The organism is Pseudomonas putida, from assembly GCF_001976065.1.
GTDB lineage: Bacteria > Pseudomonadota > Gammaproteobacteria > Pseudomonadales > Pseudomonadaceae > Aquipseudomonas > Aquipseudomonas serbica.
This window is the reverse complement of sequence record NZ_MNAH01000001.1, coordinates 283,487-299,060: the sequence shown is the minus strand read 5'-3', so window position 1 is coordinate 299,060 and position 15,574 is coordinate 283,487. Positions and strand designations below refer to the sequence as shown.

The 15,574-nt window shown below is 61.0% G+C and carries 16 protein-coding genes; 3 read left to right on the top strand and 13 right to left on the bottom strand.

Features of this window, described 5'->3' with window-relative positions:
* The first annotated feature begins 141 nt into the window (after window positions 1–141).
* Complete coding sequence (locus BKX96_RS01365) at window positions 142–846, top strand: hypothetical protein (RefSeq protein ID WP_077182481.1); 705 nt, start codon at window positions 142–144, stop codon at window positions 844–846.
* Window positions 847–1,047: 201 nt separating this feature from the next.
* A complete protein-coding gene (locus BKX96_RS01360) occupies window positions 1,048–2,478 on the top strand; it encodes an aminotransferase-like domain-containing protein (RefSeq protein ID WP_077182480.1) in 1,431 nt (476 codons plus the stop codon).
* A gap of 164 nt (window positions 2,479–2,642) precedes the next feature.
* Here the strand turns inward: BKX96_RS01360 and BKX96_RS01355 are convergent, their stop codons facing one another.
* The 10 genes from BKX96_RS01355 to BKX96_RS01310 all read right to left on the bottom strand — a co-directional run bounded on the left by BKX96_RS01355 (window position 2,643) and on the right by BKX96_RS01310 (window position 11,943).
* Window positions 2,643–3,443 carry an N-acyl homoserine lactonase family protein gene (locus BKX96_RS01355; RefSeq protein WP_077182479.1) on the bottom strand — a complete coding sequence of 267 codons (801 nt, stop codon included), beginning with the start codon at window positions 3,441–3,443 and terminating at the stop codon, window positions 2,643–2,645.
* Between the two features lie 14 nt (window positions 3,444–3,457).
* Window positions 3,458–4,417 (bottom strand): diiron oxygenase, encoded by a 960-nt coding sequence (locus BKX96_RS01350; protein ID WP_077182478.1) that lies wholly within the window; start codon window positions 4,415–4,417, stop codon window positions 3,458–3,460.
* Window positions 4,418–4,482: 65 nt separating this feature from the next.
* A complete protein-coding gene (locus BKX96_RS01345; protein WP_046820441.1) occupies window positions 4,483–5,241 on the bottom strand; it encodes a TauD/TfdA family dioxygenase in 759 nt (252 codons plus the stop codon).
* Between the two features lie 21 nt (window positions 5,242–5,262).
* Window positions 5,263–6,135: a branched-chain amino acid aminotransferase gene (locus tag BKX96_RS01340; RefSeq protein WP_046820442.1), complete on the bottom strand. Its 873-nt coding sequence runs from the start codon at window positions 6,133–6,135 to the stop codon at window positions 5,263–5,265.
* A 31-nt stretch (window positions 6,136–6,166) separates the two neighbouring features.
* Window positions 6,167–7,519: a KamA family radical SAM protein gene (locus BKX96_RS01335; protein ID WP_046820443.1), complete on the bottom strand. Its 1,353-nt coding sequence runs from the start codon at window positions 7,517–7,519 to the stop codon at window positions 6,167–6,169.
* Window positions 7,520–7,551: 32 nt separating this feature from the next.
* Window positions 7,552–8,196 carry a glutathione transferase gene (gene yfcF / locus BKX96_RS01330; protein WP_046820444.1) on the bottom strand — a complete coding sequence of 215 codons (645 nt, stop codon included), beginning with the start codon at window positions 8,194–8,196 and terminating at the stop codon, window positions 7,552–7,554.
* 210 nt (window positions 8,197–8,406) lie between these two features.
* Complete coding sequence (locus BKX96_RS01325; protein WP_046820445.1) at window positions 8,407–8,892, bottom strand: cupin domain-containing protein; 486 nt, start codon at window positions 8,890–8,892, stop codon at window positions 8,407–8,409.
* Window positions 8,893–8,976: 84 nt separating this feature from the next.
* Window positions 8,977–9,471, bottom strand: a complete 495-nt coding sequence (locus tag BKX96_RS01320; protein WP_046820446.1) for a RidA family protein — start codon at window positions 9,469–9,471, stop codon at window positions 8,977–8,979.
* Window positions 9,472–9,519: 48 nt separating this feature from the next.
* A complete protein-coding gene (locus BKX96_RS01315; protein WP_077182477.1) occupies window positions 9,520–10,800 on the bottom strand; it encodes an ATP-grasp domain-containing protein in 1,281 nt (426 codons plus the stop codon).
* Between the two features lie 42 nt (window positions 10,801–10,842).
* Window positions 10,843–11,943 (bottom strand): MFS transporter, encoded by a 1,101-nt coding sequence (locus BKX96_RS01310; protein ID WP_046820448.1) that lies wholly within the window; start codon window positions 11,941–11,943, stop codon window positions 10,843–10,845.
* Between the two features lie 148 nt (window positions 11,944–12,091).
* On the opposite strand from BKX96_RS01310, the gene BKX96_RS01305 reads away from it, so the two are divergent.
* On the top strand, window positions 12,092–13,510 hold the full coding sequence (locus BKX96_RS01305; protein WP_046820449.1) for an aminotransferase-like domain-containing protein: 1,419 nt from the start codon (window positions 12,092–12,094) through the stop codon (window positions 13,508–13,510).
* Between the two features lie 205 nt (window positions 13,511–13,715).
* Here BKX96_RS01305 and cyoE read toward each other — a convergent pair whose 3' ends face one another.
* From cyoE to BKX96_RS01285, 3 genes are read right to left on the bottom strand one after another with little or no spacing between them, the layout of a single operon-like run.
* A complete protein-coding gene (cyoE, locus tag BKX96_RS01295) occupies window positions 13,716–14,603 on the bottom strand; it encodes a heme o synthase (RefSeq protein ID WP_020796846.1) in 888 nt (295 codons plus the stop codon).
* Window positions 14,604–14,613: 10 nt separating this feature from the next.
* Entirely contained in the window at window positions 14,614–14,949 is a 336-nt protein-coding gene (cyoD, locus tag BKX96_RS01290; RefSeq protein WP_007916940.1) for a cytochrome o ubiquinol oxidase subunit IV, read from the bottom strand.
* Window positions 14,949–15,572, bottom strand: coding sequence for a cytochrome o ubiquinol oxidase subunit III (locus BKX96_RS01285; protein WP_046820450.1), 624 nt, complete (start codon window positions 15,570–15,572; stop codon window positions 14,949–14,951). Before BKX96_RS01285 ends, cyoD begins: the two co-directional genes overlap by 1 nt.
* Window positions 15,573–15,574: the final 2 nt, after the last annotated feature.

Here is a 15,574-nt window from a genome sequence, read left to right as displayed (position 1 = left end):
TGCAAGGGGTATGGGTTATGATTTTGTCCGTTGGCCTGTTCGGCCGTGACAATGCTGCCCCGGTCCAATAGATTAGGCGGCCTGAAAAAGCCCCCGGGTTTTTTCGCCCCTATTCAAGTTCAACGAAGTAGTGAAATTTCAATGTCAGATTCCAACACCGCTGAATCCGTAGTCACCCTGTCGTCCAAAGCGGAATACGAAAACTCCATCAATCTTTCACAGCACGTACCCCAGGCCAAGACCATCAGCGAGATGGTCCTCGACGCCTTCCAGTCCACCCGCGAAAGCGAGCAGATCCGCGAGCTGCGCGCCGCGATCCGCCAGGCTCACGACAGCTTCGACGACGACAAGGCCTACGAACTGATGGGCCAGCTCAAGCAACTCAAGGACGCCGAGGCCGCCGATATCGCCGCCCTCGAAGACTTGAGCAGCAAGTTCCCGATCAGCCGCATCCTGTCCAGCTTCAAGGATGATCCAGCGTTCCAGGAAATCGTCTACGGCCTGGCCCTGAAGGTGCTGAACCAGACCCACCAGGCCATCAGCAACCCAAGCGGCGGCAAGAGCAAGGCCGCCAAGGCGAAGAAAGAAGTCGAAGTGTTCACCATCAGCAAGGACGGCATCAGCGTCACCTTGCCGATGCGCACCCCGCGCTCGCGCCTGAACGTGGACCGTGAAGCCCTGGAGTTCCTCGGTTTCACCTTCGTCGGCGACGGCGACGAGGCCGAGCTGCAAAGCGAGACGTTCCTGGACAACCAGGGCGCCGAACAAGCAGTCAACCGCAAGAACATCATCACCGCCCTGCAACAGCAGACCGCCTTCGACGGCTATAGCATCGCCGCCCAGTAATACCCGCCAGCGCTTCCCCGGAGCCCCGCCTACGTGCGGGGCTTTTTATTGCCCGCGATTCCAGCAAAACCGCGTTTAGTGTTCCAGTATCAAGGCCAGACAAACACTTCCCTTCACCCATCTGCACCACGGGTCCGCCTGCGGGGAGCGTCAACTCACTTTCCAGCCCAAGACCTCAGTGGTGCGACTGCTGAGGTCATCATGAACACGCTTCCCCTGTACCGTCAGTTGGCCAACCACTACCTGGACGCAATCCGCAGCGGCACCCTGAAGACTGGCGAGCGCCTGCCATCGATCCGCCTGATGATGGAAAAACACGCCGTCAGCCTGTCCACCGCCGTGCAGGTCTGCCGCGAGCTCGAGGACTACGGTGTGCTGGAAGCCCGACCGCGCTCGGGCAATTACATCCGCCAGCCCGACACGCCAACCAAACCCCTACCGATCGCCCTGCCCCCGCCGCTGGATACGGGCGTCTATGTCGGCATCCATGAGCAAGTGTCAGCGGTGCTCAAGGCCAGTCAGCGCGCGACGGTCAAGGTCAACTTCGCCAGTGCCTACTGCGCCCCGCCGCTCTATCCGCTGAAAGTCCTGCAGGACAACATGATCAAGGCGCTGCGCCAGGACCCGCATCTGTTCGATACCACCAGTGCGACCAGCGGCCACAGTGTCCTGCGCAATGTCCTGGCCCGGCGGATGCTGACCGCCAAGACCCACCTGAGCGCCGAACGCATCGTGATCACCCACGGCGCCACCGAAGCGATCAACCTGGCCTTGCGCGCCGTGACCCGCCCCGGCGATACCGTGGCCGTTGAGTCGCCGACTTTCTACGGCCTGCTGCAAATTCTCGAAAGTTTGAACTTGCGGGTGCTGGAAGTCCCGGCCTCGGCCCGCGCGGGAATCCATCTCCCGGCCCTTGAACAGCTACTGCACGGGCCGGAGCCCATCAAGGCGCTGATCGTCATGCCCAACCTGCACAATCCGCTGGGTAGCATCATGCCCGACAGCCACAAGGCCCGGCTGGTGAAACTCTGCGCCGAGCACGATACGGTGCTGATCGAGGACGACACCTACGGCGACCTGGTGGACACCGAGCAACCGCTGTCCACCCTCAAGCACTGGGACCGCACCGACAGCGTGATCTATTGCGCTTCGCTGAACAAAACCCTGGCCCCGGGCCTGCGCCTGGGCTGGATCAGCGCCGGAAAATGGCACGACCGCGTGGAAATGCTCAAGCACACCCAGACCCGTGGCTGCGAGAAGCTGTCGCAACTGGCGGTCAGCGTGTTCATGGGCACGCCGTCCTATGAACGCTACCTGCGGCGCTTGAGAAACACCCTGACCCAGCAGCGCCAGCAAATGAGTGCAGCGATCATGCGCCACTTTCCTGAGGGTACCCAGGTGACCAACCCCCGGGGCGGGACTTTGCTGTGGGTGGAGTTGCCGGCGCAGCATTCGTCCATGGCGCTGTTTCATGACGCGTTGAACGTCGGCATCCAGATTTCACCTGGGGATATCTTTTCCAACACCCGGCGTTTCCATCACTTCATGCGCATAGGCTGCGGAGCGCCGTATTCACCGAGGATCGATGAGGCGTTGCAAACCCTGGCGCGGCTCCTCAAAAACCAGGGATGAAAACACCCCCTGTAGGAGCTGGCTTGCCAGCGAAAGCGTCAGCACATCCAGCATCGGGGCGCCTGACACACCGCCTTCGCTGGCAAGCCAGCTCCTACAGGTTTGCGGTGTGTCAGCACATCCAGCATCGAGGTGCCTGACACAGCGCCTACAAGGGGTTCGGGTTATAGGGGATTTTGGTGCAGGCAGATGATATGCGGGTCATCATTCCAATGCGGGAAATGCTCGGCGATCAGCGGGTCGTGGCCGGGGATGACGTGGTCTTCGCTGTCGGCCAGGCGATTGATCTCGCTGAAGGCTTCCAGGCTTTGCGCCAGGTCGTCGATGATCGGAAACGGGCTGCGCTGGCGAATATTTATCCACAGGTGCGCCGCGTCCGAGGCCAGGACGATCCAGCCCCGTTCGGTGTGCACCCGCACCACCTGGCTGCCCGGCGTGTGCCCACCCACCGCGTGCAGTGTCACGCCCGGCAGCACCTCGACCGTGCCGTTGTGCAAACGCATGCGCCCCTCGAACAACGGCGGCAGCGCCGACATCACATCCTCGACCTCGTAGGTCTTGTTCACAATGTGATGGGCCATCTTCGGCCCGGTGCAGAAGCGCAGCTCCGCTTCCTGCACATGCACCGTGGCCTTGGGAAACAACCCAAGGTTGCCGGCATGATCCCAGTGCAGGTGCGTGAGGATCAGGTGCTCGACCTGCGCCGGGTCGATGTCCAGCTGCCGCAGGGAATCTTCCGGCAGGCGATACATTTCACGGTTGCGCCGCTGTGCCGTGGCCGGTTGAAAACAGGTGTCGACCACGATCACCTGGTGCTCGTTGCGAATCACCCAGAAGTAGTAATCCAGTGGCATCGGCGCGTTCGGATCGCCGCAGCACGCATCGTAGAGAAAGTTCTCCCGAGCGGTGCGCTGCGCGTTGGCGCCGACGCGGATGGCGAACACTTCGTACAGGGGAATGGACATGGTCACCTCCGGGTTCAGGCGGCTGCGGTGGCTTTGAGGGTCGGGCGGAAATCGAAGTCGATCTGCTCGCTGATGCCCAGGTCCTGCGCCAGCTTATGCAGGCCACTGTAGTCACGCATGATCGTCGCGTTTTTGTTGCTCTCGCGGGTGTCGGCAATGATCGAACCGGCCTCCTCGACCCCGAGCTGCGTGAGGATCGCCTCCCACATCGAGTAGTCCTGTGCGATGAAGGCACTCAGGGCCACCGACAGGTTGCGGGCAAAAAATATCCGCTGCTCGGGCTGCATGTTGGCGTACATGACCTTGGCCACTTCGGCCAGCACTTTGCTGTGGGCGTACTCGTCGCGATTGTGCAGTTCGGCCACGCGGCGGTTTTGCGGCTGGATGGTCGGGTCGTCCGCCAACAGGTCGAGGTAGGCATTGACGCTGATCTCGGCCACCACCGCGAAGGTGATCGCCGCCAGGTCCCGCTGCCATTGCTCCGGCAGTTCCTCACGCAGGGCCTTGAGGCGCAGGTAAGTTACTGAGGGCGGCAGATCCAGGTCCTGGTCGAGGGCGCGGTCCAGCTTGGTCCGCTCGATGGCCCGCAGGTGCATGAGCGTGTGGTAGTGCTCGTCGATCAGGGTCTGCTGCATCGCCTCGCGAAAATGCCAGTCGTCCTTGCCCAGGTACTGATTGGCGATGACGCTCAGCGCCGGGTTCACCACGTGCTCCTCGGCGGTGACGGTGCGCAGGTTGTAGCCGATCCAGCCCCAGGTCACCACTTTGTTCTTGAGCTCGTCGCTCAAAACCTGGAACTTCGGGTGGTGGAAAAACGGCACCATGCCCTGCGGATAATCCGGGCGTGCCGGGTCGAACACTTCATTGACCTGGGCCTTGTCCGGCGAACACACCCCGGCGCGTTTGGTCCAGGCCTGATTGAGCCGCACGATCAGTTGGTGATCGACCTGGGCGATCTCGATTGCTGTTTGCATGACGCGATACCTGTAGAACGCGTACCCCCTTGGGGTACGCGGAAAAAAGAAGGGCGACGGAAAAATCAGGCCAGCCAATAGCGGGTCAGGTTGCGCGCCGGGTCAGTGTATCGACTGCGGGCATGAATCATCCGCCAGTTGTCCCAAATCAGCAGGCACCCGTCGGGAATCAGCACCGGGACGTTGTGTTCGAGAAAGTACGCCTCACCCAGCGCGGCAAATCTTGCCAGCGGCGCGGTGCTGTTGGCCACTTGCGATTGCTGCAAGGCTTCCTTCGACGGGTTCACATCACCGTAGTGAAACTGGTTGTAGCTGAAGCGGAAAATATCGCCGTCCTCGGTGGGTGTCAGGATGTATTCCCTGACCCGGGTTTGCGCAGGCTCGCCGGGCTTGGCGGTGGCGACGAACTCCACCGGCGTGTCATCGAGCCACTCGCGCAGTTCCGGCTCGGTTCGCTCCAGCGACTTCAAGAACTCATAGCCGTCCACCAGCCCCGTATGCCCGCCACCGCAAGTCGCCTGTTGATGGCAATGCAGCGCCAGGTAACGCGGCGGCGGGCCGTACACCGGCGCTTCGGTGTGCGGGCCGATGCCGTTCATGCTCTGAGAGTACGGCAAGTCCTCGTAGCCCGGCTTGCGGGTGATGGCGAACGCCACCTGGCCATTGAACTGCGGAATGACCGGGCCGAATTCGTGCAGTGTGCCTGTGACATCGTGGGCAAATTCCCCCGGGGTCAGCACCGTCCAGCCACGACGGAACAATTCTTCATGGCGATGGCCCAGCGAAACATAAGGTGTGGACGCAACAATCCCTTGGTCTGACATGGTGAGTTTCCTGGCGGTTTATCAGGCGTTGACGGTTGAGGTGTAGGCGGCGATCAATTCACTGCAGGCGTTGCCCGGTCGGTAGCACTGTTCATCGATGCTTTGTACCGGGGTGATTTCGGCGGCGGTGCCGGTGAGAAAACACTCGTCGAAATCGCCCAGTTCCGTGGGCAGGATGGTGCGCTCGATGACTTGGTAATCCAGCGCCCGGGCCAGCTCGATGACGGTCTGGCGGGTGATGCCGTCGAGGAAGCAATCCGGCACTGGCGTGTGCAAGGTCCGCCCCTTGGCGAAGAACACGTTGGCGCTGGTGGCTTCGGCAACGTGGCCGCGCCAGTCGAGCATCAAGGCATCGTGATAGCCGTTGTTTTCCGCGTCATGCTTGCTCAAGGTAGCGATCTGGTAATGCCCCGACGCCTTGGCTTCGAAGGGGCTGCTGCTCGGCGGCGGCCGGCGCCAGGTGGCGGTCTTCAAGCGGATGCCGGCCATGCGCGCCGCCGGGTCGAAATAGCTCGGCCATTGCCAGCAGGCGATCGCCACATGCACGCGATTGAAACGCGCCGAGGTGGAAATCATCTCGCTGCCGCGCCAGGCCACCGGGCGCACATAGCCGTCGCCCACCTGGTTTCGTCGCAGCAATTGAAGGCTCGCCGCTTCCAGCTCGGCGGGTTCGAAGGGAATGGCAAAATCCATCAGCTGCGCCGAGCGATACAGCCGCTCAGTGTGTTCGCGCAGCTTGAAGATCTTGCCGTTGTACACGCGCTCGCCCTCATACACGGTGCTTGCGTAATGCAGGCCGTGGCTCAGCACATGCAGGCGCGCCTGGGACCACTCGACGAACTCGCCGTCGAGCCAGATCCATCCTTCGCGCTGATCAAACGGGATACCGCTCATGTCCTTGTCTCCCCAGTAATTAAGCGTCGTCCTACGCCGTTTGCAGCAGGACCGGTATCAACTGCGGCGCAGGTTCCAGCAACAGCTCTGCCTCGGTCTGAAAGAAAAAAGCCCGCTCGCCGAAGGCCGGGCGCAGCTCATCGAACCAGGTCGCCTGCGGGTCGAAGCACGCATAGAAGGTGCGCAGTACCCACGACGGGTCACGGGCCTGGAGGAACTGCAACACGAAGACTTTTTCCCCGGCGACGGTCTCGATGCCGTTGATCAATACCTTGCCGTAGAAGGTGCTCATGGACGGCCCGCGCACCGTGCGCGCCAGCCCCGACACCGTGCGGTACGCCGCCTGGAAAATATCGAACGCCCGGGCCAGCGGCATCGCAAAGTAGTGGCTGGGGCCGGTGTCGCGCTCGACGAACATGTAATAAGGCACCGCGCCGAGCCGTACGCCTTCGGTCCAGAGGGTTGCCCAATCGGCGGGGTTTTCGTTGATATGGCGGATCACCGGTGCCTGCATGCGCAGGGTCGCGCCCGTGGAACGAATGCACTCGATGGCTTGACGGGCGATAGCCGGGCGGATCTCCACCGGGTGGTTGTAGTGGCCCATGATCGAGAGGTTCTTGCCCGCCGCGACGATCCGCCGGAACAGCGCCAGCAGCTCGGGCGCATCCTTGTCGGTGACAAACCGTTGCGGCCAATACGCCACCGACTTGGTGCCGATGCGGATGTTCTGGATGTGCGGCAGATCCAGGAGCGGCTCGATGTACCCCGCCAGCGAGCGGGTGTTCATGATCATCGGGTCGCCCCCGGTTATCAGCACATCCGTGACGTCGGTGTGCACCTTCAGGTAGCTGACCAGCTCTTGGGATTCCCGGGCGTTGAACTTGAGCTCTTCCTCGCCGATGAACTGCGCCCAGCGAAAACAGAAGGTGCAGTAGGCGTGACAGGTCTGCCCGGCACCGGGGAAAAACAGCACGGTTTCGCGGTACTTGTGCTGGATGCCCGGCAGGACCTTGCCGTCGAGGGTCACGCCGTTGTGCGTCAGCTGCCCGGCCGGATGGGGGTTCATGCGCAGCCAGATCGCCTCGATCCGCCGCTTGATTGCAGCGGCGTCATCCTCTTCGATCAGTTGCTTGAGCGAGGCATATTCCTGCGCCAACAACATGTCCTTGTGGGGAAAGGTCATGCGGAAAATCGGATCGTCCGGGATGTTGTTCCAGTCGATCAGCGTGCCCAGCACGTATTCGTTGGTGCGAAACGGCATGACCCGGGCCACGACCGTCATGGCTTCCTGCAACGCAGGCGTCAGCTTGTGCCAATACGGTGTGTCGCGAATGGTCCGGGCGTTATAGGGTTTGTAGCGTTCGTGCTCCGACAGTCCTTGCATGGCAGCGCTCCTGGTGATTGCCCTGACAATTGCTACACGATGGCCGGCGCTATGCGCTCTATGTCCATCCATGCGCGGACGCTGTCGCGATCCCACTGGCGGCGCACATAGGCCGCGAGCCGCGCCGGGACTTGATCGCCCTGGGCGACCAGGCGGTTGAGCATGATCGCCAGGTCAGTGTCGGCAATGCTCCAGTCGCCGAAGAGGTGTTCAGCGCCCTCCCCCAGCAAGCGGTCGGCGACGAAGAACAGGCGTTCGACCGCGGCCCTGGCATCCTCGGAGAGCGGCGCGAGTTTTTTGCTGAAGTACACCAGGTCGAACGGACGTTCCTTGCGCACGACCAGCAAATCACTGCGCAGCCAAGCCTGAAGTTGACGGGCCCTGGCGCGCTGCTGGATGTCTTGCGGGAAGAGTCTTGTATGCCCCGGGGCGAGTTCCTCCAGGTATTCGGCGATAGCGGAAGATTCCGACAGTGCAAAGCCTGCGTGAACTAACGCGGGAATCTTGCAGGTCAGGGACATATCACGGTATTTATCTAGATAGTTCTCCCGTGCCTTCAAATCCACGGTAACAACTTCAAATGAAAGTTGTTTCTCCTTGAGCGCCACAAACGCCGACATCGCAAACGCGCTGACAAAATCCGCGCCCACATAAAGTTTAATCCTGTTGCTTTCCATAGAACCTTCCCCTGAACTAAACACATAAATCCGTTGCATTCCAGGCGATCGTAGTAAGTTGCTTAGGCGCTGAACAGATACAGAAATTATCCGTTTGCATCGATACAGAAATTCGAAAAATGCAAACTGCCACGGAACATGGGGGGCACGGCAGAAAAGAAAAAAGGGAGCCCGCGAACGCGGACTCCCTGGAGGGTAACGGAGGGGGAATTACAGCTGGCGGGGGATCAGGCCAACATTGTCGTTGAAATTGGCGAGCAACAGCGCTTGGGGCATATTGCTGATGTTGAGCATGGCCAGCGGCTCGGCGGCGCCGGTGTTGACGAAGCCGTGGCGGGTCCAGGCCGGCACCAGCAGCACGTCACCGGCGCCGACGCTCACTGCCTCGGCATCGCCCAGGGTCAAGGTGCCGTTGCCGCTCTGGATGACGAACAGGTGCCACCATGCATGGTCATGGCCGTTGAGTTCCGCGCCGGGTATCAACCATTGCATGGACACGGCCATTCCGGGGGTCAACGAGCATCCGTCGAGGCTGCTGTCGTGGGCCAGCGCGACAATATCGACGTCGCTGGCCTCGAGGCTTTTGCGCATACCCGTTAGTTCAATATCCTTCCACACCCGCGGTTTTATCGGTTGCTGAACCAGACTTTGGCGAAAGTCTTTATATGAAAAAAACGCACCTTGAACGTCATTCATGTTCGGGTTCCAACTTATTCTGCCGAGTTGAGTCATCCGACCTTAGGCGAACATTTAATCGCTGTAAAGCCGAACAACTCATACTTATAACGCAGAAGGTCGCAACGCCACGATCATGTCCACTTCGACTGCCGCATTCTTTGGCAACTGATAAACACCGACCGTCGTGCGAGTATGTTTGCCGGCATCGCCGAGCACATGACTGAACACATCCGAGGCGCCGTTGGCCACTTCGCTGAGGTCGACAAAGTCCGCCGTGGATTTCACATACACCGAGACCCTGATCAGCGACTTGATCTTGTCCAACGAACCGATGGCATCGACGATCAAGGCCAGGCCGCGCATCGCGCAGAGGCTGGCGGCCGCTTGGGCATCCGCCATGTCGAGGTCCAGGCCGACCCGCCCGGGGTATTGGATCTTGCCGTTGACCCGCGGCACCATGCCGCTGACATGCAACTCGTCGTGGTGGCGGATCAGCGGAGCGTAATGCCCTCCTACGCTGTTTTCGCCGTAGATGTCGTAGTCGAATTCCTTCGCCAGCGCGATGAAGCGTTCATCACAGCTCATGTGCTCAATCATTTACCCAACCTCTTGATCAATACTGCAAAAAACATCGTCCCCTGACACTCAACACAGCATCCGTGCAGGCGGCGCCAGGCTGGTGATCCCGATGCTCGACTCAACGGCCTCGGCCAGGCGCAGCAGGTCATGGCTGAGCTGTGCATAGTCTTCGTTGAACAACACGATGTGGCCGATGAACGAGAAGTTGTCTTTCACCAGCGCGCTGACCGAATCGCCGATGCGCTTGCTCACCACCGCCTCCACCAACTCGATGCCCAGCGAGCGGGCCAGGGCCTGGATGTCCGGAACATCACGCAGGATGCCGCCCGTGCTCGCCCGCAGCAGGCGTATGCCGCAGTAGCCGCGAGGCACTGGCTCGCGGCTATCGACCTGGCCCTCCACGGCCCAGCGCACCCAACGCTCCCATGGGTCGAAATCGACGAAGGCCTGGCGTGCCAGGTCCCAGATGTGCATGCCACCGGGGCGCATGTTGGTTTCAACGGCCGAGGTGCGATGGTTGGCCCTGTAAAATACTTCGTTGTGCCAGGCGCCGTTGTCCTGGGAAACCAACCCGGCCATGTGCTGGCCGGCAGCCTTTAGTCGAGCCTGCACCTCAGGCACCAACGGTGCGGGCACCACTTGCTGGATCTCAGCGCGGTAGGCCCCTTCGGTGGTGGTTTTTTCGGTGATCCAGGTGCTTCCGGCAACATGATCCCAGCTGTACTCCCGGGCGTTCTGGATCAGTTCTTCGAGCACGATGCCGCCCTCGCGATAGGGCTTGAGCGCTTGCCACGCATCGTCGCATTCGGACGGGTGACGGATGACCCGGCAGCCTCGACTGGCACCCTCGCAGGCAGGCTTGATGAACGCCTTGCCGCCCAGTTCGACCACGCGCTGGCGCAGCTCCGGCAGGCTGTCGATACGGCTGGAATGCACTGGCCGGTAATCTTCAGGGGCCGTGGTCGCCGTCGCTTCGAGCTGGCGGAAAATCTGTTTGTCCAACCCCGCCCGAGCCTCGGCAGGTGAAATACCGGGCAAGCCGAAATGACTGGCCAGCGCCGCGCCGAGCAGCACGCCACGGTCGGAAAACGGCAGCACGCCGATCAGCTTCCAGCGATCGGCCTTCAGGCACCCCACCACCAGTTCGAGGGAGGCCGCGACGTCCTGTTCGGCCAGTGAAGTGCTGCAGACGTGATCCGCCACCTGATCGTCATAGGGCTGGACCTGCTCGACCAGCAGGATCAGCCTGGCGCTGTACAGCGACTTGCACAGATCGCGCAGCTTCTGGATATCGTGAACCCGACTGCCGTTGTACCCCACCACTACTACGCATGAAGTCGTATTCATAAAACCCCCGACTTGCAAAGTGAAAACCGAAACAGCGATGACTCAGTCGTGCAACGACGCAATGGATTGCCGGTTGAGCCAGTACCAGACCAGGATCCCGCCAGCGCCGATGGCAGCCAGCACCAAGGCGTTGTAGGGCGGTGGCGCGACCCGCATGATCAACACGGTCAACCCTGCGCCGACGCCCAGGGACACTTCCTTGACGAACATGTTGTTCTGCTTGACCGAGAAATAATCGAGGTGGCTGAAAGCGCATTCGGCGATAGACAGCAGCGCCACCCAGATCAGCGCGCCGACCAGGGTGTCGACGTGGAACGCGGCAGGTGAAGACAGCACGGCAAAACCGCCGACGATGATTCCGATCACCGTCAGCACCTTGAAGCGTCCGGTGCTCTCGATCAGCTTCATCACCGGCACTTGCGCAAAGACCACCACGGCGCTGTTGAGGATCAGCATCAGGCCGTACCAGGCCGGCAGTTCGCCCGTTTTCAGCAGGATCGCCTGGGGCAGGATCGAGAACACGCCGAACAGCTTGATGCCCATGATGACGCCAGCGATGACCCACGGCAGCTTGTTGCGCCAGCCGCTGCCATCCTGGCTGGCGGGACGGGCAACCACGGGGTCGCAAGTGAAGGTCGCGCCCATGGCGATTGGCAGGCACAACAGGACGAAACCGGCGGCGCCCAGGAAGAACAGGGTCGGGGTCAGCAGCGGCGACAGCAGGATCAGCCCCGCCAGCAGGCTGCCCATGTTCATGGCGACGCGGTTGTAGGCGGCGCCCTCCTTGGTCTGGGCCGCCTCGCTCTTGATCAGGTAACCTGCAATCGCAATACCGTAGGCAAACAACGCCGCGGCAAACATCACCACGCCCTGGTTACTGGTGATGGCCAGCAGTACCAGCCCGAGGGCGGCGCACAGCAGGGTAACGCTCAGGGAGCGGCGACCGAGCACCAGCAACGTCAACGGCAACAGCAGCAACAAGGCCCGATAACCCAGGGCCAGGATGCTGTTGGTGGCGGTATCGAGCCAGACGTTGGCCTTGCCCAGCACCGCGAACAGTGACACGGCGGTGATGATCCGGATGGTGAACAAGCGCAGATTGATGACCGGCTTGGCCGCAACGACCGTTGTTTCGACACTCATGCAACACCTCACGAACCTGGCATCGATCGACCGGCATAGGTCGACCATCCAGAAACTCTGTAAGGCGATGGTAGAAAGAGATGCTTGTCTTGGTCAGAGCAAGTTCGTATAGAATCAAACGAACTTTACTGCCAGAGAGACCAGTAAAATGCAGGCTCAGCGAGCAGTGATCGCCGCTATCGAGTTCCAGCCGGGTGTACCGCTGGTGCAGCAGATCGTCGATCAGTTGTCGGTGGCAATTACCAAGGGCGGCCTGCCCCACGGCTCAAGGCTGCCGCCGATTCGCGAACTCTCCGACCTGATGCACGTGGGCAAGTCCACGGTGGTCGACGCCCTTGACCGCTTGCGCGCCAAGGGGCTGGTGGTGTCGCGCCAGGGTTCGGGGCATTACGTGCACCGTTCCAGCACCACCCTGCAGACCCACGCCGGCCCCGATCTGCTGCCCCAGGACACCCTCAGCGTGGTGCGCCGCGCGGTGCTGCTGGACAATGGCGCGCTGCGCCCGGGGGCCGGTTTCCTGCCATCCTCATGGTTGCCTGCTGACGAATTGCTCAAAGCCGTGCGCGGTACACTTCGCGCCACCACGCTGCGCATGGGTGAATACGGTAACGCCAGCGGTTACCTGCCGCTGCGCCAGGCCTTGCGGGTCAAGATGGCGACCCTGGGCGTCGAAGCGCCGGTGGAACAGATCATCACCACCGCCAACACCGTCCAGGCCATCGACATGCTGATGCGCCTGCTGGTCAAACCCGGCGACACGGTGCTGCTCGACGACCCATGCTACTTCACGATGCACACCAACCTGGCCTGGCACGGCGCCAAGGTCGTCACCATCCGCCGCGATTGCGACGGCATGGACCTGGAGGCGTTCGAGCAACTGCTGATCGCTCACCGCCCCGTGCTCTACATGACCAACAACGCCCTGCACAACCCGACCGGGCACTCGTTCACCTCGGCGCAGGTCTACCGCCTGGTGGAGCTGAGCCATCGGTACAATTTCCACATCCTCGAAGACGACCTGTACTGCGACATGCAGCAACGCCGAACGCCACGCCTGGCCGCGAGCGGGCTGGACAACGTGTCCTACGTCTCGGGCTTCTCCAAGACCCTGACCGCCAACAGCCGCGTCAGCTTCGCCGTGCTGTCCCCGCAACTGGCCGCGCGGATGGTCACCCTGAAAATGGCCTGCGGCGGCATGACCTCGGAGATGGCCGAGCAGATCATCTGCACCATGCTCAGCGACGGCAGCTACGCCAAGCACATGCGCCGCACCGTAGACAGGCTTTATGAGTCGAACAGCCGGGTGGCGGCATGGCTGGGCGAAGCCGGGTGTTCGGTGTCTTCGCTGCCCGGTGAAGGGTTATACATCTGGACGCGATTGCCGGATGGATACGATGCCGAAACCCTGGCCAGGAAGGGCCTGGAAATCGACCTGGTATTGGCGCCGGGGACCATGCTCAGCAAGGCGGCGGATGGCAATCGGTTTCTGCGCTTCAACGTCGCGCACAGTGATCACGTGCAGGTGCGCGAACGGTTTTTCCGCTTGCTCGACAAGCCCCATAAATAACCGACTGTCTTCGATCCTGTGGGAGCGGGCTTGCTCGCGAAGAGGCCGTCACATCCAGCATCAATGTCGCCTGACACACCGCTTTCGCGAGCAAGCCCGTTCCCACAGGGTGGAGGTGCTCGATGCACCGTGCAACAACCGCGCGTAAATGAAAAAGCCCCGCGCTTCTCTCGAAGGCGGGGCTTTTCTTTACAGCATCCGACGCTTAAGGCGCGTACGTCAGCAGCAGCTCGGTCGGCACTTTGAAGTCCAGGGACATCATCACGCTCAACGCGGTAATGGTGAAGATCGAGAACACGAACAGCTTGCGTGCCCAGACCGTGTCATCCACTGCCTTGTAGCCGGTCCAGGCCATGTACAACCAGTACATGCCCATGGCCGCGGCGACGGCGAGGTAGCTCATGCCGGCGTAGCCGCTGAAGGTCAGCATCAAGGTCGCCACGAGGAAGGCCAGGATGTAGATCAGGATGTGCTTCTTGGCCACCTGGATGCCACGCTTCACTGGCAGCACCGGAATCGATGCGGCCAGGTAATCGTTGAAGCGGAAGATCGCGATGGCGTAGGAATGCGGCATCTGCCACAGACTGAACATCACCAACAGGGTCAGCGCGGCCATGTCGAAGGTGTTGCTGACTGCGACATAGCCGATCACCGGCGGCATGGCGCCCGACAGACTGCCCACCAGCGTGCCGTGAACCGACTTGCGCTTGAGGTACAGGCTGTAGAAGCCGACGTAGATCACGAAGCCGATCACGGCGAACAAAGCGGCCAACGGGTTGGCCACTTTGTACAACAACGCAACGCCGAGAACACCCAGGACGGTCGCATAGATCAGGGCCAGTTTCAGGGAGATGAGGCCCTGAACCAGCACCCGGTTCTTGGTGCGTTCCATCTTGATGTCGATGTCGCGGTCGATGCAGTTGTTGAACACGCAACCGGAGGCGACGACCAGGGAAGTGCCGATCATGGCTGCCAGAAACACGGCCAGATCGACATGCCCTTTCGAGGCCAGGAAGAACCCGCCTGCCACAGAAAGCACGTTACCGAAAATGATCCCCGGTTTGGTGATTTGGATAAAGTGCTTGAGCGACATCGGGTCTACCTCACTTCGCCATCATGTACGTGTGGATGCTGAACATGATCCACAGCGACAGGCCAACCAGCAGCACGATCACGATGGCCGTAAAGACGAAAGCGATCACGTTGTTACGCTGAGCGATGGAACGGTCCAGGTGCAGGAAGTAATACAGGTGAACGATCACCTGGATCACTGCGAACAGCAGAACGATTGCCAGCGTGGTGGCCTTCGGCAGGCTCGGGTACATCACCAGACCGAACGGGATGACGGTCAGGATCACCGACAGGATGAAGCCGATGGCGTACGACTTTACGCTGCCGTGGCCAGCATCATGGCTGTCATGGGAGTGGGCATTAGCCATTACAGGGTCCCCATCAGATAGACAACGGTGAAGACGCAGATCCAGACCACGTCCAGGAAGTGCCAGAACAGGCTCAGGCAGCTCAGGCGAGTCTTGTTGGTCGACGTCAGGCCCTTTTTCTGCACCTGATACATCATGATCGCCATCCAGATCAAACCGGCGGACACGTGCAGACCGTGAGTACCGACCAGGGTAAAGAACGCGGACAGGAAGCCTGAACGGCTAGGACCGTAGCCTTCGGCGATCAAGATGTGGAACTCGTTGATCTCCATCGCGATAAAGCCTGCGCCCAACAGGAAGGTCATGCCGAGCCAGGTCAGCACCGCCTTCTTGTTGCCCTTGTACAACGCCAGCATGGCGAAGCCGTAGGTGATCGAACTGAACAACAGCAGAGCGGTTTCGCCCAGCACGTACGGCAGTTCGAAGATGTCGTGGCCCGACGGGCCACCCGCTACGTTGTTAACCAGTACCGCGTACACCGCGAAGATCGACGCAAACAGAATGCAGTCGGTCATCAGGTAGAGCCAGAAACCGTATACGGTCATCTCGCCCGAGTCGTGGTGGTGGTCATCGTGCCCATGGTCACCATGGGCGTGTCCAACATTGGTCACTAAGTTCGACATGG